The 24,363-nt window shown below is 40.7% G+C and carries 21 protein-coding genes and 1 riboswitch; of the genes, 17 read left to right on the forward strand and 4 right to left on the reverse strand.

What is annotated here, in order from left to right; all coding sequences use genetic code 11:
• Window positions 1-60: 60 nt before the first annotated feature.
• The 6 genes from O2S85_RS08590 to spo0A all read left to right on the forward strand — a co-directional run bounded on the left by O2S85_RS08590 (window position 61) and on the right by spo0A (window position 6,240).
• The gene (locus tag O2S85_RS08590) at window positions 61-633 is read left to right on the forward strand and encodes a hypothetical protein (protein ID WP_269412239.1); all 573 of its coding nucleotides are present in this window, start codon (window positions 61-63) and stop codon (window positions 631-633) included.
• Between the two features lie 23 nt (window positions 634-656).
• A complete protein-coding gene (locus tag O2S85_RS08595) occupies window positions 657-1,499 on the forward strand; it encodes a TlyA family RNA methyltransferase (protein WP_269412240.1) in 843 nt (280 codons plus the stop codon).
• Window positions 1,492-1,941 carry a transcriptional regulator AhrC/ArgR gene (ahrC, locus tag O2S85_RS08600; protein WP_269412241.1) on the forward strand — a complete coding sequence of 150 codons (450 nt, stop codon included), beginning with the start codon at window positions 1,492-1,494 and terminating at the stop codon, window positions 1,939-1,941. The genes O2S85_RS08595 and ahrC overlap by 8 nt, the downstream gene beginning before the upstream one ends.
• A gap of 48 nt (window positions 1,942-1,989) precedes the next feature.
• The gene (gene recN, locus O2S85_RS08605) at window positions 1,990-3,720 is read left to right on the forward strand and encodes a DNA repair protein RecN (RefSeq protein WP_269412242.1); all 1,731 of its coding nucleotides are present in this window, start codon (window positions 1,990-1,992) and stop codon (window positions 3,718-3,720) included.
• Between the two features lie 204 nt (window positions 3,721-3,924).
• Window positions 3,925-5,205, forward strand: coding sequence for a SpoIVB peptidase (gene spoIVB / locus O2S85_RS08610; RefSeq protein WP_269412243.1), 1,281 nt, complete (start codon window positions 3,925-3,927; stop codon window positions 5,203-5,205).
• A gap of 252 nt (window positions 5,206-5,457) precedes the next feature.
• Window positions 5,458-6,240, forward strand: a complete 783-nt coding sequence (gene spo0A / locus O2S85_RS08615) for a sporulation transcription factor Spo0A (protein WP_269412244.1) — start codon at window positions 5,458-5,460, stop codon at window positions 6,238-6,240.
• Window positions 6,241-6,326: 86 nt separating this feature from the next.
• Here the strand turns inward: spo0A and O2S85_RS08620 are convergent, their stop codons facing one another.
• Together O2S85_RS08620 and O2S85_RS08625 are read right to left on the reverse strand one after the other, a co-directional pair.
• Window positions 6,327-7,673: an aspartate kinase gene (locus tag O2S85_RS08620; RefSeq protein WP_269412245.1), complete on the reverse strand. Its 1,347-nt coding sequence runs from the start codon at window positions 7,671-7,673 to the stop codon at window positions 6,327-6,329.
• Window positions 7,674-7,773: 100 nt separating this feature from the next.
• Window positions 7,774-8,013, reverse strand: a complete 240-nt coding sequence (locus O2S85_RS08625) for a DUF2627 domain-containing protein (RefSeq protein ID WP_269412246.1) — start codon at window positions 8,011-8,013, stop codon at window positions 7,774-7,776.
• A 184-nt stretch (window positions 8,014-8,197) separates the two neighbouring features.
• Between O2S85_RS08625 and O2S85_RS08630 the strand changes: the two genes are divergently transcribed.
• The 8 genes from O2S85_RS08630 (at window position 8,198) to O2S85_RS08665 (ending at window position 18,183) form a co-directional block, all read left to right on the forward strand.
• Entirely contained in the window at window positions 8,198-10,279 is a 2,082-nt protein-coding gene (locus O2S85_RS08630) for a sigma 54-interacting transcriptional regulator (protein ID WP_269412525.1), read from the forward strand.
• A 166-nt stretch (window positions 10,280-10,445) separates the two neighbouring features.
• Window positions 10,446-11,540, forward strand: a complete 1,095-nt coding sequence (locus tag O2S85_RS08635; protein WP_269412247.1) for a Leu/Phe/Val dehydrogenase — start codon at window positions 10,446-10,448, stop codon at window positions 11,538-11,540.
• Window positions 11,541-11,656: 116 nt separating this feature from the next.
• Window positions 11,657-13,078, forward strand: a complete 1,422-nt coding sequence (lpdA, locus tag O2S85_RS08640; protein WP_269412248.1) for a dihydrolipoyl dehydrogenase — start codon at window positions 11,657-11,659, stop codon at window positions 13,076-13,078.
• A 148-nt stretch (window positions 13,079-13,226) separates the two neighbouring features.
• On the forward strand, window positions 13,227-14,219 hold the full coding sequence (locus O2S85_RS08645; RefSeq protein WP_269412249.1) for a thiamine pyrophosphate-dependent dehydrogenase E1 component subunit alpha: 993 nt from the start codon (window positions 13,227-13,229) through the stop codon (window positions 14,217-14,219).
• A 15-nt stretch (window positions 14,220-14,234) separates the two neighbouring features.
• Window positions 14,235-15,218 (forward strand): alpha-ketoacid dehydrogenase subunit beta, encoded by a 984-nt coding sequence (locus O2S85_RS08650; protein ID WP_269412250.1) that lies wholly within the window; start codon window positions 14,235-14,237, stop codon window positions 15,216-15,218.
• A 52-nt stretch (window positions 15,219-15,270) separates the two neighbouring features.
• On the forward strand, window positions 15,271-16,545 hold the full coding sequence (locus O2S85_RS08655) for a dihydrolipoamide acetyltransferase family protein (RefSeq protein ID WP_269412251.1): 1,275 nt from the start codon (window positions 15,271-15,273) through the stop codon (window positions 16,543-16,545).
• Between the two features lie 117 nt (window positions 16,546-16,662).
• Window positions 16,663-17,094, forward strand: coding sequence for a BrxA/BrxB family bacilliredoxin (locus O2S85_RS08660; RefSeq protein WP_269412252.1), 432 nt, complete (start codon window positions 16,663-16,665; stop codon window positions 17,092-17,094).
• A 99-nt stretch (window positions 17,095-17,193) separates the two neighbouring features.
• On the forward strand, window positions 17,194-18,183 hold the full coding sequence (locus tag O2S85_RS08665; RefSeq protein WP_269412253.1) for an aromatic acid exporter family protein: 990 nt from the start codon (window positions 17,194-17,196) through the stop codon (window positions 18,181-18,183).
• 19 nt (window positions 18,184-18,202) lie between these two features.
• Here the strand turns inward: O2S85_RS08665 and prli42 are convergent, their stop codons facing one another.
• Window positions 18,203-18,349, reverse strand: coding sequence for a stressosome-associated protein Prli42 (gene prli42 / locus O2S85_RS08670; protein WP_269412254.1), 147 nt, complete (start codon window positions 18,347-18,349; stop codon window positions 18,203-18,205).
• A gap of 177 nt (window positions 18,350-18,526) precedes the next feature.
• On the opposite strand from prli42, the gene O2S85_RS08675 reads away from it, so the two are divergent.
• Entirely contained in the window at window positions 18,527-19,654 is a 1,128-nt protein-coding gene (locus tag O2S85_RS08675; RefSeq protein ID WP_269412255.1) for a M20/M25/M40 family metallo-hydrolase, read from the forward strand.
• 11 nt (window positions 19,655-19,665) lie between these two features.
• On the opposite strand, the gene O2S85_RS08680 is transcribed toward O2S85_RS08675, so the two are convergent.
• Window positions 19,666-21,351 (reverse strand): IS1182 family transposase, encoded by a 1,686-nt coding sequence (locus O2S85_RS08680; RefSeq protein ID WP_269412256.1) that lies wholly within the window; start codon window positions 21,349-21,351, stop codon window positions 19,666-19,668.
• 209 nt (window positions 21,352-21,560) lie between these two features.
• Here O2S85_RS08680 and O2S85_RS08685 point away from each other — a divergent pair, with 209 nt between their 5' ends.
• On the forward strand, window positions 21,561-22,808 hold the full coding sequence (locus tag O2S85_RS08685) for a DNA polymerase IV (RefSeq protein WP_269412257.1): 1,248 nt from the start codon (window positions 21,561-21,563) through the stop codon (window positions 22,806-22,808).
• Between the two features lie 130 nt (window positions 22,809-22,938).
• Window positions 22,939-23,043: riboswitch (SAM riboswitch) on the forward strand.
• A 96-nt stretch (window positions 23,044-23,139) separates the two neighbouring features.
• The gene (locus tag O2S85_RS08690; protein WP_269412258.1) at window positions 23,140-24,336 is read left to right on the forward strand and encodes a M20 metallopeptidase family protein; all 1,197 of its coding nucleotides are present in this window, start codon (window positions 23,140-23,142) and stop codon (window positions 24,334-24,336) included.
• The last annotated feature ends 27 nt before the right edge of the window (window positions 24,337-24,363 follow it).

The raw sequence follows: 24,363 nt of genomic DNA on the forward strand, positions 1-24,363 counted from the left end.
GGCACGTCATTTTTACCGGACTGTTTGAACATCCTCTAATTTATTCAAATGAGGTAAAGAATGAAATCACATATAAAAAGCTCGATTAAATTTAGTTTAACCACTGCCGTTATCACATTTGTGTTAGCGGCAATTTTTTCAGTCATATCACAGTCATTGTTAAGTGATGTCATGTGGGTTGTTGGATTATTGATTGTACTGTTTATCGTCTTAATTGGCGTGGTATTCGATATGCTGGGAATTGCCGCAACTGCTGCAGATGAGAAGCCATTTCATGCGATGGCTGCTGAAAAAATAAATGGGGCAAAAGAGGCGGTCCGAATTATTCGTAATGCTGACAAGTTTGCCAGTTTTTGTAACGATGTGATCGGTGACATCTCCGGGATTGTTAGTGGAACAGCAACTACTATTGTTGTGTTACAAATTGCCAACATGCTGGGACAAGGCGATGGCTCTTCTGCTCAAATAGCCTTAAACGTGTTTTTAACAAGTTTAGTTGCGGCAATAACTGTGGGCGGGAAAGCATTTGGAAAATATTTTGCGATCCATGCCTCCACGAATATTATTTTTTACACTGGAAAAGTGGTTGCGTTTTTAGATCACCGTTTCAAAATCAAGATATTATCTAAATAAAAAAATCAACAAAATTGAGGATTATGCATATGGCAAAAAAAAGATTGGATGTATTATTAGTTGAAAGGAATTTAATCGATACACGGGAAAAGGCAAAGCGGGTTATTATGGCCGGTTTAGTATTTTCCGACCAGGAGCGGATGGACAAGCCCGGTGTGAAGGTAGACGAAACGATTCCATTGGTTATTAAGGGTAAGCAGATGCCTTATGTGGGTCGGGGCGGCCTAAAACTGGAAAAGGCCTTGAACTATTTTGCGATTTCTGTGAACGGTCGGATTATGGTTGATGTTGGATCATCAACAGGCGGTTTTACCGATTGTGCTTTGCAGCAGGGGGTAACTAGAAGTTATGCCATTGATGTTGGTTATAATCAGCTCGATTGGAAGTTAAGGAATGATGACCGTGTTGTGGTGATGGAGCGAACCAATTTCCGCTATGTAACACCAGATATGCTTGACAAAGGAAGACCGGATTTTGCTACTATCGATGTTTCCTTTATTTCATTAAAATTGATTTTACCTGTTTTAAAAATATTGCTGGCTGAAAACAGTGATATTATTGCCCTAATTAAACCGCAATTTGAAGCGGGGCGTGAACAAGTTGGCAAAAAAGGAATTGTTCGGGATAAGCGGGTACATCTTCAGGTTTTGACAACAATCATTGCATTTGCCAAAGCGGAAGGCTACCAAGTTTTCGATATAACGTACTCACCAATTACCGGCGGCGATGGCAATATCGAATTTTTAGCTCATTTTGGCTGGAATCATGACAAAACTGGTAGAACCATCACCGATTTTGAATTGAGGCAATTAGTCGCCAAGGCACACCATAATTTCATCGTAAAAAAGAGGGAAAATGATGAGTAAAATTCAACGTCATATTAAAATTCGTGAATTAATTACAGAAAACGAAATTGAGACACAGGATGAATTAGTGGATCGTTTAAAAAGTCTTGGATATAATGTCACCCAAGCAACTGTCTCCCGGGATATAAAGGATTTGCATCTGGTAAAAGTACCAACAGGCAAAGGTTTGCATAAGTATAGTCTCCCAGCTGACCAGCGCTTTAATCCCCTGGATAAATTAAAACGCTTAATTGTGGATGCATTTGTCAAAATTGATCATGCCAGCCATTTTATTGTGCTAAAAACATTGCCAGGTAATGCACATGCGATTGGGGTTTTGATTGATAATTTGGATTGGGAAGAGATTATGGGTACGATCTGCGGGGATGATACATGTCTGATTATTTGCCACACGGAGGCTGAATCATTGCTTATTAAAGATCGTTTTTTAAGTATGCTATAATAAAAAAGATACAAAGCTTATTCATTATTTTGTAAGGGGAGACGTAACGTGCTTACGGAATTATCCATTCAAGATTTTGCTATAATTGATCATATTTCACTAACCTTTCAAGAAGGTCTCACTGTTTTAACGGGTGAAACTGGAGCCGGTAAGTCGATTATTATTGACGCCATTCAATTACTTGCCGGTGGACGCGGTTCAGTTGAATTTGTCCGGCATGGCACCAAAAAGGCACAAATTGAAGGTTTGTTTACTATCGAAAATCCGGATCATCCCATTTACAATTGCGGAAAACAATACGGAATTGATATCCAGGATGAAATGGTTGTTTTACATCGAACGATTACAGCAAGCGGGAAAAGCATCTGTCGGGTGAATGGAAAATTGGTAACGTTAGCCATCCTGAAAGAATTTGGAAAAACATTAATCGACATTCATAGTCAGCATGAAACACAAAGCTTAATGGATCCTGATAGCCATATCCGCTTACTTGACATGTATGATCCAGAGGCTATTTCACAAGCTAAAACCACCTACCTACAATTATATGAAAAATTACAAACATTAAAAAAGCGCTATCAGTCGTTATCCGAGAATGAACAAGAAACTGCCCACCGCCTTGATCTTCTTCAATTTCAAATGGACGAGCTGGAAAAGGCAGAACTGCAACCCAATGAAGATGAAACACTAGAAGAAGAACGTGCGGGACTGGCGAATTTTGAACGTATTTATCACGGGCTTCAAGATGCTTATAACGCTCTGTACGGGGAACAAAAAGGTTTGGAATGGTTAAGCATGGCAAGCCAATCACTCCAGGAGAATCAAGCGTACGACAATTTTGTTGCTGAAAAAGCAGAAGAATTGTCCAACCATTACTATATGATTGAAGAATTAACTGTTGCATTGCGTAATTATAGTGAAACATTGCAATACAATCCCGAACGCCTAAATGAATTGGAAGCAAGACTGAATGAAATAAATCGTTTAAAGAAAAAATATGGACCTACTGTTAATGACATCCTTGAGTATATGGCGAACATTGAGGAAGAACTCGAGCAGCTTACCAATAAAGATTCCCATTTGGTTCAATTAGCCGATGAAATAAACGAATTGGAACAAGATGCATATTTGGAAGCAAAACAATTGCATGATATTCGCAAGCTTGCTGCAAAACAATTAACAGAAGCGATTCATCGGGAACTTGCCGGATTATATTTGGAAAAAGCGTCATTTGCGGTTGCTTTCGATGCGAATAACGATGAAACAAATCCGGTTAAACAGCCGCGGTTATCTGAAAATGGCTATGATCATGTACGTTTTCTTATTTCAACCAATCCTGGTGAACCATTAAAGGATATAACAAAAGTGGCTTCTGGTGGAGAATTATCCAGAATTATGTTAGCTATTAAAACCATTTTTGCCAAACACCAAGGTGTAACCAGTGTAATTTTTGATGAGGTGGATACCGGGGTTAGCGGCCGGGTTGCCCAAGCAATAGCCGAAAAGATTTTTCGCATTTCTACTGATTCCCAGGTTTTATGTATTACCCATTTGCCGCAAGTTGCTGCTATGGCTGATACACATCAGTTAATCGAAAAGCATGCGGATAACAATCGAACGGTCACAGCTGTAACCGAGTTAACGACCAAGCAAAAAACTGACGAACTTAGCCGGATGATTACCGGTACGAAATTAACTGATACAGCAAAAGAACATGCAAAGGAATTACTGGATTTGGCCGAAAATTTTAAACAAAAAATACAAATGCAGCTTAATTGACATTCAATAATGGATATCCCCTGAATTATGCTCAAACAACCAGACAATTATGTCTGGTTGTTTGTTTTCTGCGCTAAATATTTGAAAAAGGAAATGTTACACTGCTTTTCTTATCATTCCCCAGTTTAAAAAGGACCTCGTTCGGTCAAATTAGAAATACAGAAATAAATATGGTATGGGCAAGGAACGAGGAGAGTGAATTGATTGAAGCACACAAATAAAATACGAATATTGGTTGGTGTTTTGCTTCTGACAGCGATGATTGCAGTTCCTTTTTTTACACCACTGAAGCAATACCTGTCCATTCCCAATAAATTGGTCACATTCATCAACCAAGCTCCATTTGAAGTTCCTGCTCTAGGAGATAAAATAAAGATTAAAACCGATAACAAAAATGTTCAGGCAATAAACTCCTCCAAATTTCAGGCATCCAAAACGGGAAATAGCCAATTGGTATATAATGTAGCAGGTTTCCCCGTAAAAAAGGTGGATCTTTCCGTTTTAGATGATGTTAAGGTTGTACCTGGCGGCGAATCCATCGGGGTACAGCTCCACACGCTAGGCGTTTTGGTTGTTGGACATCATTTGGTCAAAGGCGATAATGGTGCCTCATCCCCTGGAGAGAAAGCTGACATAAAAGTTGGCGATATCATCCTAAAAATTAATGGGAAATCAGTAAAAGAAATGGCAGATGTAAAGCCTTATGTGGAAGAAGCTGGGGAAAGCGGCGAAGATTTGGATGTAACAATCAAACGGGGAAAAGAAACGATGAAAACCACGCTTCATCCGGAAAAAGATAAAAAATCATCTGAATATCAAATTGGTTTGTATATCCGCGATTCAGCAGCAGGTATAGGAACAATGACATTTTATGAACCCAAATCCAAAAAATATGGTGCGTTAGGGCATGTTATTTCAGATATGGATACGCAAAAACCGATTCAAGTCCATAATGGTACCATTGTCGGTTCCCAAGTGACTTCGATTGAAAAAGGAGATAACGGTGCCCCAGGAGAGAAGCAAGCAAAGTTCTCTGTAAAAGACGATAAATTGGGTAATATAACAAAAAATAGTCCGTATGGGATCTTTGGCAAATTAAAAAAATCTGTTGAAAATGGTATTTACGACAAACCAATGCCAATAGCTTTATCACATCAGGTAAAAGAAGGACCTGCCAAAATCCTAACGGTGGTTGATGGTGAAAAAGTGGAGGCCTTTGATGTCGAAATTGTCAGCAGTGTTCCACAGAAATACCCGGCAACAAAAGGAATGATCATTAAAATTACCGATCCCAAATTGCTGAAAAAAACAGGTGGAATTGTACAAGGGATGAGCGGCAGCCCGATTATTCAAGATGGAAAGGTTCTTGGTGCCGTTACCCATGTATTTGTTAATGATCCAACATCCGGTTATGGTGTTCATATCGAGTGGATGTTGCAGGAGGCGGGAATAAACGTTAATGATTCCCAAAAAAAGGCAAGCTAATAATAAAGGGTACTCAAAAGCTTTGGAAAACATTGCTTTTGAGTATTTTTTATGACAAAATACGACAAAAATAGTAGCGTTTTGTCGTAAAACCGCAATTTTTATCAAATGTAGTCGTAAAACGAAGGTAATCAGAGATATACAAAGTTTTTTCCGTAAAAATTAAAGTTTTTTAAATAAATAGAGGATATTTAAATCAAATGTCGAATACATTACGTAGAGACCGGAAATACATAAAGGAGGAACAAGTCTGTGGAAAAAATAACGGTTTGTTTAGTCGATGATAACAGAGAGCTGATTCAACTTATGGAGGATTATTTCGAAGGACAGCAGGATATCGAGGTTATCGGTACTGCATATAATGGTCGTGATTGCTTGGAATTGTTAGATGACATTGATCCGGATGTTTTGATATTAGACATTATCATGCCACATGTCGATGGACTGGCGGTGCTTAACCAACTACGGGACATGAATAGAGAGCATGATCCAAATGTGATCATGCTGACTGCATTTGGCCAGGAGGAAGTCATGAAAAAGGCAGTGGATTTGGGTGCTTCCTACTTTATTCTGAAGCCGTTCGATTTGGACAATTTGGCGGATCAGATTCGGCAAGTACAAGGAAGCAGCGGTATTAGCCATTCAAACCAGAGAAAATTTAATAAGAAAGAACAAAAGAAAAAAGATTTGGAAGCAAGCATTACCAATATTATTCATGAAATTGGTGTGCCGGCGCATATCAAGGGGTACATGTATTTAAGGGAAGCCATTACCATGGTTTATAATGATATTGAATTATTAGGATCCATAACAAAAGTATTGTATCCGGACATTGCCAAGAAATTCAATACAACGGCATCACGGGTAGAACGGGCGATCCGACATGCCATTGAAGTAGCATGGAGCAGAGGTAATATTGAATCCATTTCGGCATTATTTGGCTATACAGTGAACATTTCCAAAGCAAAGCCGACGAATTCGGAATTCATCGCAATGGTTGCTGACCGATTAAGGCTGGAACATAAGGCAAGTTGATGCAGGCGGGATAAAATAGCACAGTGAATTTGTCGTAACAAACTCACCGTGCTATTTTTGCCGCTATTCGCTGACTTTCAAAAAAATCAGGTGAAAAACGCTTTATATAATGATTGCACCGAACGTTCCAGGTCTACTTCCTGAATACCGAACATCATGGAAACTTCAGATGAACCCTGGTTTATCATCATGATATTGACACCGGAATCGGTAATCGCACTTGTCGCTTTTTTGGCTACGCCGACCGTACTGATCATTCCTTCCCCGACAACCATGATCATTGCCAAATCACGATGAATTTTGATGGTATCAACGTGTAATTCCGATTCTATTCGTTCGATCACTCTTCTTTCTTTCTCTTTTGTGAAGTATTTTTGCCGAATGACAACAGACATATCATCAATTCCCGATGGTGCATGTTCAAATGAAATTTCTTCGTCTTCAAAGATCTGCAATAATTTTCGTCCAAAACCCAACTCACGGTTCATCAGATATTTGCTGACGTAGAGACTGCAAAACCCGTCATCACCGGCAATTCCGACAACACATTGTTCCGTTGGTTCCTTTTCAGCGACCACCATTGTACCTGGTGCATTTGGGTTATTTGTATTTTTGATGCAAACCGGGATTCCTTTTTTAAACGCCGGGATTAATGCTTCGTCATGGAATACAGAGAACCCGGCATATGATAACTCACGCATTTCTTTATAAGTGATAGTGGTTATCTCTTTAGGCTGTTCAACAATCGATGGATTTACGGTATAAACGGAATCGACATCGGTGAAATTTTCGTAAAGTTCGGCTTGTACACCTGCTGCGACAATCGAACCTGTAATGTCAGATCCGCCCCGGGAAAAAGTAACCAACTTTCCTGACTTCGTATATCCAAAAAAACCGGGGATGATTTGCACGCCATCTTGTTGACGTAATTTATACAAATTGGTAAAGCTTTCTTCGAGAACTTGTGCATTTCCAGGTTGATCGCTCACAATAATGCCTGCTATTTCCGGGTTCAAGTATGTAGCTTCAACACCAATTGATGTTAAGTATGCTTGAAGCGCTTTTGCTGAAAAAACTTCACCCAGCGACTTAATGGTATCTACTTTAAGTGAATTTTCTGCATCACTTGCCAATACATCTTCTATGGTTTGGTGAAGCTCATGAGCAATCGCAGACGTTAGGTTAAGTTCCTCAAGGATACTTAGAAAACGATCGTTAACCAGGTCGAGCAAATCTTCATATGGACGGTCCAGATCATCGTTTTCCGATATCTTGATTAACGTATCGGTGATTTTTATATCATCTTTGTAGCGTTTCCCTGGTGCTGACACCACAATAAATTTTCTTGCTGGATCCTGTTTAATAATCGCACCGACTTTTTTGATTTGGTTCGCACTTGCTACCGAACTTCCTCCAAATTTTGCTACCTTCATAATATCTCTCCAATAAATAAAGATTTATAATAATGTTACAAATGGTACCACATTATTAGTCTTTTGTGTATAAAAAAAGATAACTAAATTACATAATTAGTCATCTTTTATTCGCATGTATCTGTTTTTTAACAGCTTGCCGTTTACGGTCGCGGTGGACGATAAAACCGCCGATAAATCCGATTCCTGCAGCAAAAAGGATAAAGCCGATAAAAAATTGCAGGCCGATGTGGAGAAAGACTGCTGTTAGTTCATTAAATAATGCATCCCGCATCAATTTTATACCATAGGCCGCGATAACTCCTGGAACAACCAGTATTAAGACCGCAATTATTCGCATGTTCATTCTCCTTTGAATGTAAAAAATTTTGCTCATCATTTTTATTGCTTTCCGTTTGCGCTTGATGACTTTGTCCATTGCCAGTATAGCAAAAAACTATGAAGATAGAAACGATGTAATGTTTGCTGAAATGTGCAGATTAGCGTATGATAATAATATGCAAAAAATTGCAAGGTGGGGTTTAATGAAACGGGTGCTGATTGTTGGGGCAGGTAAGGGTGGAACCGCTTTACTGGAAATGTTATATGTAGCTGATCGGATGCAGGTCGTAGCGATTATTGACCATAATCAACAGGCAAAAGGGCTTGAACTGGCCAAAATCTATGGTATTCCAACCGGTTCAAACTGGAAGGAATGGATGGATGAGGACGTCGATATTGTCATTGAGGTGACGGGGAATGAACAAGTACTTGATGAATTAATGCAAACAAGTCATGGGAAAATGATTGTAATTCCTGGTTCCATTGCCTATATTATTGTCGAATTATTAGACGAAAAGGAATCATTATTTCGCCATATCAAAACACAAATGAATCATCAACACCTGATCCTGAATAATATTCGCGATGGCATGATTGTCGTTGATAATCAAGGTATTGTTCAATTTGTCAACAAAAGCACAGAACGAATCACGGGCATTGCAAAAGAGGCTTCTGTGGGTAAGCCAATTACGGATTTAATCGCCCAAAGCAGACTCCCCCATGTATTACATAGCCGGGTAAAGGAAGTGAATCAGAAATTACTTTTGGAAAACGGCAAGCAGGTTATTACCACAAGGATCCCAATGATTGATGCAGATGGTGAGCTGGTTGGAGCCTTCGCCGTCTTTAAGGATATTACCGAAGTGATGACCCTTGCAGAAGAAAATACTGATTTAATTGAAATTAAAACCATGCTGGAGGCGATTATTCATTCATCCGACGAAGCCATATCGGTTGTTGATGAAAACGGCAAGGGTATTATGATTAATCCGGCGTATACGAAGATAACCGGTTTAAAAGAAATGGATGTGGTCGGCAAACCGGCAAATGTTGATATTTCAGAAGGTGAAAGTATACACATGGAAGTGTTAAAAACCCGCAAGCCTGTACGGGGGGTTCGAATGAAGGTTGGAGCTGCCAAACGTGATGTGCTGGTCAATGTTGCTCCTGTAATCGTGGATGGCAAGATCAAAGGGAGTGTTGGCGTTCTCCATGATGTATCCGAAATAAAAGCATTGACCAATGAGTTAAAGCGGGCACGGCAGATCATTCGTAACTTAGAGGCCAAGTATACATTTGACGATATAATTGGTGATTCTCCGGAATTGAAACTTGCGCTTGAACAAGCGAAGATCGGGGCGCGCACACCGGCAATTGTCCTGTTAAGGGGTGAATCTGGAACGGGGAAAGAGCTGTTTGCCCATGCGATTCATAACGAGAGTGACCGCAAGCATAACAAATTCATCAGAGTGAATTGTGCAGCCATTGCAGAGTCAATTCTGGAGAGTGAATTATTTGGCTATGAAGAGGGGGCATTTTCCGGAGCAAAACGTGGTGGGAAACGCGGCTTTTTTGAAGAGGCAAACATGGGAAGTATTTTTCTTGATGAAATTGGTGAATTATCATTACATACGCAGGCCAAATTATTGCGGGTGCTACAAGAAAACGAAATCGTCCGTGTCGGGGGGACAGACCCGATTCCGATCAATGTTCGTATTATTACCGCAACCAATGTAAACTTGGAAAAAGCGATTATGAACAAAACATTCAGAGAAGATTTATATTATCGCTTGAACCGTTTGCCAATCTATATTCCTGCACTACAAGAGCGCAAAACTGATTTACCATGTCTGATTGAACATATAATTGAAAAAATTAATCGGGATTATGGTCGCCATGTCCGCTCGATTTCTACCAAAGCTTTATTGCGACTGGAAAAATATCACTGGCCGGGCAATGTTCGGGAATTGGAGAATGTAATTGGCCGCGCAATCATTTATATGGACATGAATGAAGAAGAAATCAACGTGGAACATATTCCCGATTTGGATTTGGCATCTATTAAGCAAAATCCGGAAGCACAGGTTTCAAAAATAAAGCACACGAGAACTTCACTAAAGCATGCCATAGAAAATTATGAAAAACAGTATATTAAAAAAGTGTACCAACAGAACAATTATAATAAAACTAAAACAGCAAAAGATTTAGATGTTTCCATTCGTAATTTGTATTATAAAATGAGTAAATATCAAATTGAAAAAAGTAACCTGCAAGACCTTTCATAAGTGCAAAATTTTGCATGGTAATCTCTAAAGGAAATGAAGCGCTTACAAAGGAGTTTAATTGGCATGGAAATTGCAATATTATTTTAGGCACTTCAACACGATACACAACTAAGTATAATGAACAATCCTGATGCAACATAGGGGTTCATTTGGGGAGGAATAGAAAATGGAACTATTTAATTATATGGAAAAAGACGACTATGAACAATTGGTTTTTTGTCAGGATAAAAATTCAGGACTCAAAGCAATTATTGCAATTCATGATACAACGCTTGGTCCTGCCCTTGGTGGAACAAGGATGTGGACATACGATTCTGAGGAAGAAGCAATAGAAGATGCATTACGCCTGGCTAAAGGGATGACATATAAAAATGCTGCAGCCGGTTTAAACCTTGGCGGCGGAAAAACGGTTATTATTGGTGACCCGAAAAAAGATAAGAATCCGGAGATGTTTCGGGCGTTTGGACGTTATATTCAAAGCTTGAATGGACGGTATATCACAGCCGAGGATGTTGGCACCACAGTTGACGATATGGATCTGATTCATATGGAAACAGATTTTGTAACAGGGATATCTCCAGAATTCGGCTCATCCGGTAATCCATCTCCTGTCACCGCATATGGGGTATACAAAGGGATGAAGGCAGCAGCAATGGCCGCGTTTGGATCTGATTCCTTAACCGGAAGGACTATTGCCGTACAAGGGGTTGGCAATGTTGCTTTCAACGTTTGCAAGTATTTGCATGAAGAAGGGGCAAATTTGATTGTTACCGACATCAACAATGAAGCAGTCGATCGGGCTGTTGATGCTTATGGTGCAAAGGCGGTTGACCCAAATGACATCTATAGCGTGGAATGTGATATTTATGCACCATGCGCACTAGGTGCCACCATTAACGATGAAACAATTCCACAGCTCAAGGCAAAAGCAATTGCGGGCTCGGCAAACAACCAATTAAAACACCCGGAACATGGAGATATTATTCATGAAAAAGGGATTGTTTACGCTCCTGACTATGTGATTAATTCTGGTGGCGTTATTAATGTAGCCGATGAATTACAAGGTTATAATCAGGATCGGGCAATGCGAAAAGTAGAAACCATTTATGACAGCTTAACGAAGGTGTTTGCCATCGCCAACCGGGATCAAATTCCTACCTACGTTGCTGCAGATCGCATGGCTGAAGAGCGCATTGCTTCTGTCAGCAAATCCCGCAGCCAGTTCCTGTTAAATGGACATCATACATTAAGCCGTAGATAATGAAGGTTGACTGGATTGGAACATCCATTTTAAATCAATAGTATAAAGTCCTGGTTCAACCACGATATAATATATTTGAAAATGAAACATTGATTTTGAAAAAGGAGAATGGAGTTATGACGGAAGAATATGATCTTGCCATTCTTGGTGGAGGAACAGGTGGCTATGTAGCTGCCATCCGTGGTGCCCAGTTAGGAATGAAAGTGGCTGTTGTTGAAAAGGAGCAACTCGGAGGCACATGCTTACATCGCGGGTGCATTCCTTCAAAGGCATTGCTCCGAAGTGCCGAGGTGTTCAGACAAACGAAAGAAGCAAATATTTATGGCGTCGAAACAAGTGATGTCACATTGAATTTTGCCAAGGTTCAAGACCGAAAAAAACGTGTGGTGCAAACCCTGCACCAGGGTGTAAAAGGATTAATGAAAAAAGGGAAAATTGATGTGTATGAAGGTTTTGGCCGAATACTTGGCCCTAGTATATTCTCACCAATGCCCGGAACGATTTCTGTTGAATATGCAAACGGGGATGAAAACACGATGATCGTTCCCAAAAATGTATTAATTGCCACTGGTTCAGCTCCAAAATCATTACCTGGATTAACGATTGATGGGGAACATGTCATGAATTCTGACCATGCATTACAAATGGAAGAATTGCCGGCATCGCTCATTATTGTTGGTGGTGGAGTTATCGGGGTTGAATGGGCATCTATGCTTGCTGATTTCGGTGTCGATGTGACTTTATTGGAATACTTGCCATATATTCTGCCAACAGAGGATGAGGCGATTGCCAAGGAAGCTGAAAAACTGTTAAAGAAAAAAGGAATTTCTATTGTTACTGGTGCAAACGTGTCAACAGAGTCATTAGCTATCGAAAATGGGGTACGAATCCAAGTCGAGGTAAATGGGGTGCCGGAAAGTTTTACAGCGGAGAAAATGCTTGTTTCAGTTGGACGCCTGGCAAATACAACCAATATCGGGATAGAGAATACGGACATCGTGGTGGATCATGGGATGATAAAAACCAATCAGTATTATCAAACGAAGGAATCCCATATTTATGCAATTGGAGATTGTATTGGCGGCATGCAGCTGGCCCATGTTGCTTCACATGAGGGGATCATTGCGGTGGAGCATATGGCTGATCAAGCCCCAGAGCCAATTGACTACGATACTATTCCTTCTTGTATTTATTCCAGCCCGGAAATAGCAAGTGTCGGCTTAACGGAAAAGCAAGCCACAGAACAGGGAAAAGAAATAAAGGCAGGCATATTTCCATTCCAGGCGATTGGTAAAGCACTCGTATATGGTGAGCCGGATGGTTTTGTTAAAATTGTCGCGGATAAACAAAATGATGATTTGTTGGGAGTCCATATGATCGGACCTCATGTCACTGATATGATATCCGAAGCCGGGCTTGCCAAGATACTTGATGCTACCCCATGGGAAATTGCTGAAAGCATTCACCCGCATCCAACTTTATCTGAAATAATTGGCGAAGCTGCACTTGCTGTTGATGGCAAACAAATTCACGGATAATCCATTTTTCTTAAGGTGTGTTCAAAAAGGACCGGGGTGCTTAGTCAAAGCTCCCCTTTGAAATGTGAATTCTTCTCGGGCTTATTGAACATCCTCTATAGGCAAACAAAGCCGAAAATAATAGATTGTTAAGAAGGAGGCACCATTTATGGCAAATAACCGACATGAAACACTGGGTTTGTCAGATGATCAGGTTTTAGATATGTATAAAACCATGTTACTGGCAAGAAAAATTGATGAACGGATGTGGCTGTTAAATCGCGCAGGGAAGATTCCTTTTGTCATTTCCTGCCAAGGACAGGAGGCAGCACAGGTTGGCGCGGCTTTTGCATTAAACCGGGAAAAAGACTATGTCGCACCGTATTACCGGGATATGGGTATTGTACTATCGTTTGGCATGACGACACGTGATCTCATGTTATCCGGTTTTGCGAAAGCAGAAGATCCAAACTCCGGCGGACGGCAGATGCCCGGGCATTTTGGCCAAAAGAAAAACAGAATTATTACCGGATCATCCCCGGTAACAACTCAAGTTCCACATGCGGTTGGTGTCGCGCTGGCTGCAAAAATGGAGAAAAAAGACATTGTATCCCTCGTTACGCTAGGAGAAGGATCTTCCAACCAGGGTGATTTTCATGAAGGATTGAATTTTGCTGGCGTCCATAAATTACCAGTGATTACCATGGTTGAAAATAATAAATATGCTATTTCGGTACCGATTGAACGGCAATTGGCTTGTGAAAAAGTATCTGACCGGGCAAGTAGTTATGGTATGCCTGGTATGACAGTCGACGGTAATGACCCGCTGGCAGTATATGAAGCAGTTAAAACGGCACGCGAACGAGCGGTTAATGGTAAAGGTCCGACTTTAATTGAAACTGTCTCCTATCGGCTGACCGCTCATTCCAGTGATGATGATGACCGCCAATATCGAAATAGTGAAGAAGTGGAAGCGGCCAGAAAAAAAGATTCTATCGTTACATTTGCAGCATATTTACGTGAAAAGGAAATCCTGACAGACGCACTTGAACAAGAGATTCTGGATGACATTGCTGTAAAAGTCAATGAAGCGACCGATTATGCGGAAAATGCAGCATACGCCGAGCCGGAAGAAGCATTGAAATTTGTCTATGAATCGTAGGGAGGGAGATTGATTATGCCAGTAATGTCGTATATTCAGGCTGTAACCACAGCATTAAGAGAAGAAATGCAGCGGGATGAACATGTATTTATCCTGGGGGAAGATGTTGGTAAAAAAGGTGGTGTGTTTGGGGCAACAAAGGGGTTATTTGATGAATTTGGCGATCTAAGAGTGATGGATACCCCACTCGCTGAATCTGCTATTGCGGGTGTTGGAATTGGTGCGGCCATGTACGGAAAGCGTCCGGTCGCAGAAATGCAGTTCGCGGATTTCATTATGCCTGCCGTCAACCAGATTATCTCCGAGGCAGCCCGTATACGCTACCGTTCAAACAATGATTGGGAATGTCCGATTACTATTCGTGCACCGTATGGCGGAGGGGTTCATGGCGCGCTGTACCATTCCCAATCGGTCGAAGCAATGTTTGCCAATCAGCCAGGTTTAACCATCGTTATGCCCTCTTCGCCATATGATGTGAAAGGTTTATTAAAAGCATCCATCCGCAGCAATGATCCAGTTTTGTTTTTTGAACATAAACGTGCATACCGGTTGCTGAAAGGGGAGGTGCCAGACGATGATTACGTGTTGCCGATTGGTAAAGCAGATGTGAAGCGGGAAGGATCAGACGTTACGGTGATTACATATGGGATATGTGTCCAATTCGCTTTGCAGGCAGCCGAAAAATTGGCGGAGGAAGGAATTGATGTGCATATTGTTGATTTACGTACCATCTATCCTCTTGATAAAGACACGATTATTGAAGCAGCGCAACGGACGGGAAAAATACTGCTGATTACGGAAGATAACAAAGAAGGAAGTATTATTGGAGAAGTTGCGGCTATTATTGCTGAAAATTGTTTGTTTGACCTCGATGCCCCTGTTAAACGACTGGCGGGACCAGATATTCCAGCTATGCCATATGCACCAACAATGGAAAAATACTTCATGGTCAATCCAGATAAAGTGGAAACTGCGATACGGGATTTGGCGGAATTCTAAAGAAGGCATATACAATTGGAAAAGTGACGGATATTCACGAAGGAGGGATTATATGGCCACTGAGAAAATTACGATGCCCCAGCTTGGCGAAAGTGTTACGGAAGGTACCATTAGCTCCTGGTTGGTAAAAGTCGGCGATAAGGTGAATAAATATGACCCAATCGCAGAGATATTGACCGATAAAGTGAACGCTGAGGTACCATCCACATTTACGGGTGTGGTAAAAGAGCTCGTTGCCCAAGAAGGAGATACCATTCCGGTTGGTGAACTAATCGGTTATATCGAAACAGAAGAAGCAATAAAAAATGAACAGGGCGCAACCAAAGCAGATGAAAATCAGGAAATAGTTCATGCAGTCCAGGAGGATATTGAAACGGATCAATCCATGAAAACCCGGTATTCCCCTGCTGTATTACGGATGGCCCAGGAAAATAATATTGATTTGACCAAGGTAAATGGAAGTGGGAGAAGCGGCCGGATAACCAGGAAGGATATCGAAAAAATAATCGCATCCGGAAAGACACCGGAACCGACAACAGCAGAACAAACGGCACAAGACCAACAAACACATCAAACGATCCAACAACCATCATTATCTGCTGGTCTCGAGCAACAGACAACTAACACCGGGGATATTGAAATCCCAGTTACCGGCGTGCGTAAAACAATTGCCCAGAATATGGTTCGTTCCAAACAGGAAATTCCCCATGCCTGGATGACCGTTGAAGTAGATGTGACAGATCTTGTATCGTATCGTAATCAAATCAAAGATGACTTTAAACAAAAAGAGGGATTTGGGCTTACCTTCTTTGCCTTCTTTGTCAAAGCTGTCGCCCAAGGATTAAAAGAATATCCGCAACTCAACAGCACCTGGGCAGGCGATAAAATTATCCGAAAAAAGGATATTCATATATCAATTGCAGTAGCGAATGAAGATAAATTATTTGTTCCGGTAATTAAACATGCCGATGAAAAAAGTATTAAAGGCATTGCAAAAGAAATCTACGCGCTTGCCGACAAAGCGCGTACCGGCAAGTTAACCCCGGATGATATGCAGGGTGGTACATTTACGGTGAACAACACCGGTACGTTTGGCTCGATACATTCCATGGGCGTTATTAATCATCCACAAGCAGCAATTCTCCAGGTGGAATCAATTGTCAAACGCCCAATGATTATTAATGACATGTTTGCTGCCAGAGATATGGTGAACCTATCCCTGTCACTGGATCACCGGATTTTGGATGGCCTTGTTTGCGGCAGATTTTTGGCAAAGGTTAAAGCAATATTGGAAAACATGAATAAAGATACAACATCGATTTATTAGTGCGTGTTTTGCAAGAAGGTATTACAGGGCAGGCACTTTGAATTGAAATCCTTTGATAAAATTGATAAGCTATGAATAGGATTTAACAATATTTCAATTAAGGGGATGGAAGTTCAGATGGATTTTAATCTATTTATGAATGATGTAGTCGATGCTGCACGCAGAGATATCGTCGAAGCTGGATACGAAGAATTGAAGAGTCCAGAACAAGTAGATGAGGCACTCAACCGTAAAGGGACAACGCTGGTAATGGTTAATTCAACTTGTGGTTGTGCCGGTGGTGTTGCTCGTCCAGCTGCTGCAAACGCCATTCATTATGATAAACGACCAGATAATCTGGTAACTGTTTTTGCCGGACAGGATCAGGAAGCAACCGAGCAGGCCAGAACCTATTTTGAAGGATATCCGCCTTCATCACCATCGTTTGCTTTTCTAAAAGACGGAAAAATTGTGACAATGCTGGAGCGTCATGATATTGAAGGTTTTACAGCGATGGATGTAATGGGTAAACTGCAACATATTTTTGATGAAAATTGTGAAGAAGTATAAAAACTTCAATATCTTTTTGAGGCTGTCTCATAGATTTACGGGTCAGCCTCATTTTTGGTCAATAATGTAAATGTTCGCTTGTTAAGGGAGCTTTGTATCGTGAAAATTGGCTATCGGACCATTAAAACAGCAATAGGTACACCGGTTGCGATTACGCTCGCTCAATTGGTTGGTGTAACTAATTATGTATCTGCGGGTATTTTAACGATGCTGTGTATTCAGCCATCAAGAAAACGATCCGTCTTAAGTGCGTGGGATCGCTTTTTGGCATGTACATTAGCACTCATTTTCTCTTTTGTATTTTTTGAAACAATCGGCTATAATCCAATATCAGTGGGAATTATGCTGTTACTGTTTATTCCCGTTACCGTACTTCTAAAAGTATCACAAGGTATTGCCACAAGTTCGGTTATTATTTTGCAGTTATATGGTGCCGGACACATTACTGTACGATTTATTTTCGAAGAGTTCTTATTGATATTGGTAGGAGTTGGCGTTGGATTACTGGTTAATTTATATATGCCTAGTTTGGAAAAAAAGTTAAAACGAATGCAGCGAAAATTGGAAAAAAACTTTCAAACGATTCTTATGGAAATTGCCTCGTACATACGGGATAGAAATGAATCATGGAGTGGAAAAGAAATTACCGAGGTAGAACATATTCTGGAAGAAGCGAATGACCTTGTGGAACGGGATATGGAAAATCATTTACTGAGACAGAAGCACCCCTATCAGGATTACTTTATCATGCGGAAAGAACAGTTTGAAGTTTTGCGGCGAATGCTTCCGCTTGTCACCAAACTGCCAAATACCGTAACTATTTCGGAATCGATTGCCGACTTTTTTGAGAAATTATCCCAATCCGTCCATCCTGAGAATACGGCAGAACTGTTTTTGGATGAACTGGAAAACCTCAAGAAAGAGTTTGACGAAGAACCACTGCCAAAGACACAGGAGGAATTTGAAACAAGGGCAAACCTGTTTCGATTGCTGCATGATATTGAAGACTATTTAATATTGAAAAAGAAATACAAGGCAAGCGATGTGGACAAAAATAAAAAGACTGGTACCGACCAAACAGGCCGGTAGTCCAGTCTTTGGAATATTGCTATAAAAACATGGCTAGTCCAGTTGTAAGTGATGTTAAAAGCATGGCAAGTATCATCAGGTAGACAATAAGTTTAAATCGTTTCTGTTGTTTTGAGTGTTTCTTTTGCGTTGGTTTTACTTGTTTGTTTTTTGGTTTTTGTACCACCAGTATTCCTCCCTCATTGGCGAATCCTACCTGTATTTTATCGTTAAAAGTTGGTTGGGACAAGTGTAAACAAGATGAAGGGAGAAAATTGCATGGAGTTCCATCAAGTGGCCAGTATTATAAGATTTTTACAAATGTAGATAATGATAATCTGAAAAGTAGAGGAAGTGTAAGGTAATGGTTCAAATAAATCAAGATCGTCTAGTAGAAGAATTTATGGAATTAGTGCAGATTGATTCGGAAACAGGTCAGGAAAGTAAAATAGCAGAGGTCTTAAAACAAAAGTTTACAGACTTAGGTCTTGATGTTGTAGAAGATGATAGTAAGTCAGAGACAGGACATGGTGCAGGAAACTTAATTTGCCATTTGGAAGGAACAAAGGACAATGTGGATACGATTTATTTTACATCACATATGGATACAGTTGTCCCTGGAAATGGTGTCAAACCCTCCATTCAGGATGGATATATTGTTTCTGATGGAACAACCATTCTTGGCTCTGATGATAAAGCCGGACTAGCGGCTATCCTGGAAATGATTCGTACTTTAAAAGAAAACGAGATCGAACATGGTGATATCCAATTCGTTATCACGGTAGGAGAAGAATCCGGTTTAGTTGGTGCAAAATCCTTGGATCCGGCAATGCTTAAGGCGAAATACGGCTATGCAATTGATAGTGATGGTACGGTAGGGGATATTGTTGTTGCCGCACCTACGCAGGCCAAAATATTTGCGGTCATGAAAGGAAAGACTGCCCATGCCGGAGTTGCACCGGAGAATGGTATATCGGCCATCACCCTTGCAGCCAAAGCAGTTGCAAAAATGCCTTTGGGCCGAATTGATGAAGAAACGACTGCCAATATTGGCCGATTCGAAGGTGGAAAACAGACGAACATTGTTTGCGATTATGTGGAAATATTAGCGGAAGCACGCTCGCTTGTTCCGAAAAAGATGGAGGAACAGGTGGCGAAAATGAAAGAAGCATTTGAATCAACGGCGAACGAACTTGGAGGCAGTGCCGAAGTAAATGTGAAAGTGATGTATCCAGGTTTCAAGCAAACACAGGGTGACCAAGTTGTTGAAGTAGCTCGCAATGCTGCCAAAGCAATCGGCAGGGAGAGCAAATTGTTAAAAAGCGGCGGCGGTAGTGATGCGAACGTGATTGCTGGATTTGGCATTCCAACGGTGAATTTAGCCGTTGGTTATGAGGATATTCATACGACCAATGAACGCATTCCTGTTGACGAACTGGTCAAAGTTACGGAATTAATCACTGCAATTGCTCAAGAAGCAGCCAAACAATAATAACTGGAATTTCACGAAGAGGCTGGGACATAACTAGCCAAAAATAGTAAATAAAAAGGTTCCAAGCAAATCAAAAGTTTGCTTGGAACCTTTTTTGTGGAGTTGTTTCTATCTTCCGGTACTAATTTACTGTTCGTGGCGGTGTACTTTCTCAAGTTCACCGCCATCAATGCAATTCCTAATTCATTTTTCACTTTCTGTTTTCCTCTAACGGAAAAACGAGTGAAACGCAAATTAGCCTTCAGAAAGCCGAACGCTGGTTCTACATCGATTTTACGTTTTCCGTAAATTTCACCAGTTTTCTCGTCTGAAAGCTTCGCACGTACATATTCTTTTTGGGATTCCCACTTTTCATTAATGTAGACTCTTCGGTTGTTCCCTTCTTTTGCTTTCGTGCATAAATCGCGGAGTGGACAGCCCGAACAGTGCTCACATTCGTACACTTTAAATTCACGGGTGAATCCGTACCTGTCTGTTCGTTTGGAATGATGGCTAAATCGTACTTTCCGTCCATTTGGGCACAGAAAAGTATCTTCGTCCTCATTATAATCCCAATTATCTACATGAAAAGCGTTGTCCTTATGCTTCTTTTTCTTCTCCTTTCGATATTGATTGTATGTAATAAGTGGCGTTCGATTTCGGTTCTCGATGATATCTTCATAATTCTGTTCACTGCCATATCCGGCATCCGCGACAACGTGTTCCGGCAGTTCGAAAAAGTTTTCTTCAATCGAGTCGAGAAAAGGAATTAAGGTGCGTGTATCCGTCGGGTTTGGGAAAACATCGTAAGCGAGCGCGTATTGACCTTCCGTTGCAATCTGGACATTGTAACCAGCTTTCAATTGACCGTTCTTCATGTAGTCATCCTTCATGCGCATAAACGTCGCATCTGGATCCGTTTTTGAGTAACTATTGCGATCACCAAAAATCTCCATATCGTTTTGATACTTTTGTTTACGGTTGATGAAATCGGTAAATTTCTTGCGAGCTTGTTTTGGAAATTTACGTTCGGAACGGATTTTCTTTCGTTCGCTACCAACCTCACAAGCTTCGATTTTTTTATCGTATTCCTCAACCTTTTCATCTAACTTTTCGACTACTTCTCCCATTTCTTTAACGGAAAGTTCCTCTTCTGTTTCTCGCTCTATTGCCGGGATGATCTCCTTCTCCAACAGCTCATCATACAGTTGATTGGACTTTTCGATTAGCTTATCACTATATTTTTCAACGGATTTCCGCCACACAAAGGTGAACTTATTGGCGTTCGCTTCAATTTTTGTACCATCAATAAAAATGGCTTCCTCTTCAATCAATTCCTTTTCCACAAGCTGATTCCGGAACTGGACAAAGCATTCACGCAATAACTTTTCGCTGTGTGGATTAGAACGGAATCGATTGATCGTGCGATAGCTGGGTTCATGTCCTTGAGCCAACCACATCATGCGGATACTATCCTGTAATAAAGCTTCTATTTTACGACCAGAAAACACGGATTGCGTATACCCACACAAAATGACTTTCAACATCATGCGAGGATGGTACGCAGGACGGCCGGTTTGTCGTATAAAGTCATCGAAAACCTCTTCAGGAATACTCTCGACAAGATCATTGATCGCAAAAGCAATATCATTCTCTTTCAATTTAATTTCTAAATCTAGCGGCAAAACTACCTGATTCATGGTATAATGTTTAAACATAAGGACACCTCCATAAATTATTGTGTAGTTACTTTAATTTTATCAAAGGGTGTCCTTTTTGTTTACTAAAATAATGTCAAAAAAGGCGTGGGGCCTACACTTTTTTAGTGTAAGCTCCTACGCCTTAATTTTTATTTACTGGAGTTTTGTCCCAGCCTCTTCATATATGTTATAATGTTAGAAACAACAGTTCGCAAAGGGTGGATAACATGTCTCAATGGTATCCGAAAAACGGACGGGTAATTTTCCATATTGATATGAATTGTTTTTATGCATCAGTTGAAATGGCTTATAATCCTAAGCTAAAAGGGAAACCGCTGGCAATTGCCGGAAATCCTGAGGAACGAAAAGGAATTGTGGTAACCAGCAGTTACGAGGCCAGGGAAAAAGGGGTTAAAACAACGATGACATTGTGGCAGGCACGCAAACTATGTCCCAATTTGATTGTCATGAGACCTAATTTTGATCGATATCGAACCGCTTCAACGGAAATGTTTAAAATGCTTGCTGCAATCACCCCGTTCGTACAACCGGTCTCCATTGACGAAGGTTATATGGATATTACGGAATGCGAACAGCTTGGCGATCCGATTACGATTGCCGAAAAATTGCAGAAACAAATCAAAAACGAGCTGGATTTACCTTGCAGCATTGGCATTGCGCCAAATAAATTTTTGGCAAAAATGGCCTCCGATATGAAAAAGCCAATGGGGATTACCATTCTTCGTAAGCGTGATCTTCCTCAGAAGTTATGGCCACTTCCAGTTGGTGAAATGTATGGCGTTGGGGAAAAAACAGCCCGTAAATTAAACGCGATTGATGTCATAACCATTGGTGATTTGGCCCGTCATGATGTATACCAGCTTAAACAGGTTTTGGGAATTAATGGAGAACGATTACAAAACCGGGCTAATGGCGTGGATCCAAGACCGGTTGATCCAGATGCTGTTAATGAGTTTAAAAGCATTGGCAGTTCACAAACATTACCTGAAGATACGACCGATGAAACAGAAATCCGTAAACTGATGCACCAGCTTGCTGAAAATGTGGAACGCAGGATGAGACGAAAACAGGCAGCAGGAAGCAGTGTTCAAATCATGATTCGCTATCATGACCGCAAAACAATTACCAGAAGCAAAAAACTGCAAACATATATTGAGACAAAAGAGGATATTCTTCAAGCTGCCAATGAATTATTTCAAAAACACTGGAATTTGGAGCCAATCCGTTTGCTTGGTATAACGGTTCAGGATGTGGATGAGAAACAAAATATCGCCTACCAACTGGATTTATTCACGTATGAGCAGGAAGCGGAAAAGGAAAAGCTCAATAAGGCAATTGATGAATTAACCACAAAATACGGCAAAAACCCATTTAGGAAGTTGACGAATCTTGAAAAGGATGAACAACCACATACAAGTTTTCAAAAGGATTTTCTGGATGATTACAAGAGATAAGTGCTCACATCATTATGTATGGTGTGGGCTTTTTTGTGGGGATCAAGCATAAAATGTATGTGGGCTGCGTATTTTATGTTGACAATCCCTACCAGTATTGTTAACATTAAAATCAATCAACAATTAAAGATTCTTATCAAGAAAGGTGGAGGGACTGGCCCTGTGATACCTGGCAACAGACTGTGGCAGTACTGTGCTAATTCCTGTGAACGTGTATGTGTTCAGAAGATAAGAAGGAGCCATATGTGATTAAATGTGGTTTACCCTCTTCTTGTCTTAAAGGAAGAGGATTTTTTAGCTATTTAATCATAAAAAAAGGGGGAGAAGGAGCATGAACATTAAGGAGCAAAACAATATTCTTGAATCGATTTATTCAGAGCTGGATCAGAATTTGGAGGAAATTATCGGTTGGAGAAGGTATATGCACCAACACCCGGAACTTTCATTTCAAGAAGAAAACACTGCTAAATTTATTGAAGAAAAACTGATCGGATTCGGACTGAAGGTAAGGACAAACATTGGTGGTAATGGACTCATCGGCATTTTGGAAGGAAATCAACCCGGAAAAACAATTGCATTGCGCGCAGATTTCGATGCCTTGCCGATTGAAGATCAAAAGGATGTACCATATAAATCATTAAACCCTGGTGTCATGCATGCATGCGGTCATGATGGTCATACCGCTGCTTTATTGGGAACAGCTAAAACCCTCAGCAAGTATCGCCGGTATATAAATGGTACGATCATCTTCATTTTCCAACCTGCTGAAGAGCTGCCTCCCGGGGGAGCAAAATATATGATAGAAGAAAATGTACTAGATGGCGTAGACTACGTATTCGCTGCACATCTTGCATCTGACATTCCATTGGGGAAAATTGGTGTAGGGGCAGGATATAAAGCAGCTGCAGTCGACAAATTTGAAATTACAATTGAAGGAACTGGAGGCCATGGAGCAAGGCCACATCAATCCAATGATCCGATTGTTATTGGCAGTGATATTGTCAATGCCTTGCAAAAAATCGTCAGCCGGAGAGTCGATCCATTAAAATCGGCGGTCGTCACGCTTGGTGTGTTTCAGGCGGGAAATGCATTTAACGTTATCCCTGAAACTGCACGATTGGAAGGAACGGTACGTACATTTGATGAAAAAGTAAGAACGCAAGTGAGCGAGCAGATTTATTCAATTGTAAACGGCATTGCAGCCGGTTTTCAGGCAACAGCGAAAATAGATTATTTATTTGGTTATCCAGCATTGTATAACCATCAAACAGAAACGGAAACAGTCAAAAAGCTATTAAGTGAAACTTTTTTAGAGAGTTCGGTTGTTGATCTTGAAACAGGCATGGGTGCTGAAGATTTCTCCTACTTTCTATTAGAAAAACCAGGTACATACTTCCGGGTTGGTTCACGAAATGATGATGAAAGCACACATTTCCCACATCATCACCCGAATTTTGATATCGATGAGCGGGCGTTGTTGAATATTGAAAAGGCATTTACGAAAATTGTTTCTTATTATTTGTTTTAAATATGAGCGATGAACATGGGGGAGTGT

This window comes from Lentibacillus daqui, assembly GCF_027186265.1.
GTDB lineage: Bacteria > Bacillota > Bacilli > Bacillales > Amphibacillaceae > Lentibacillus_C > Lentibacillus_C daqui.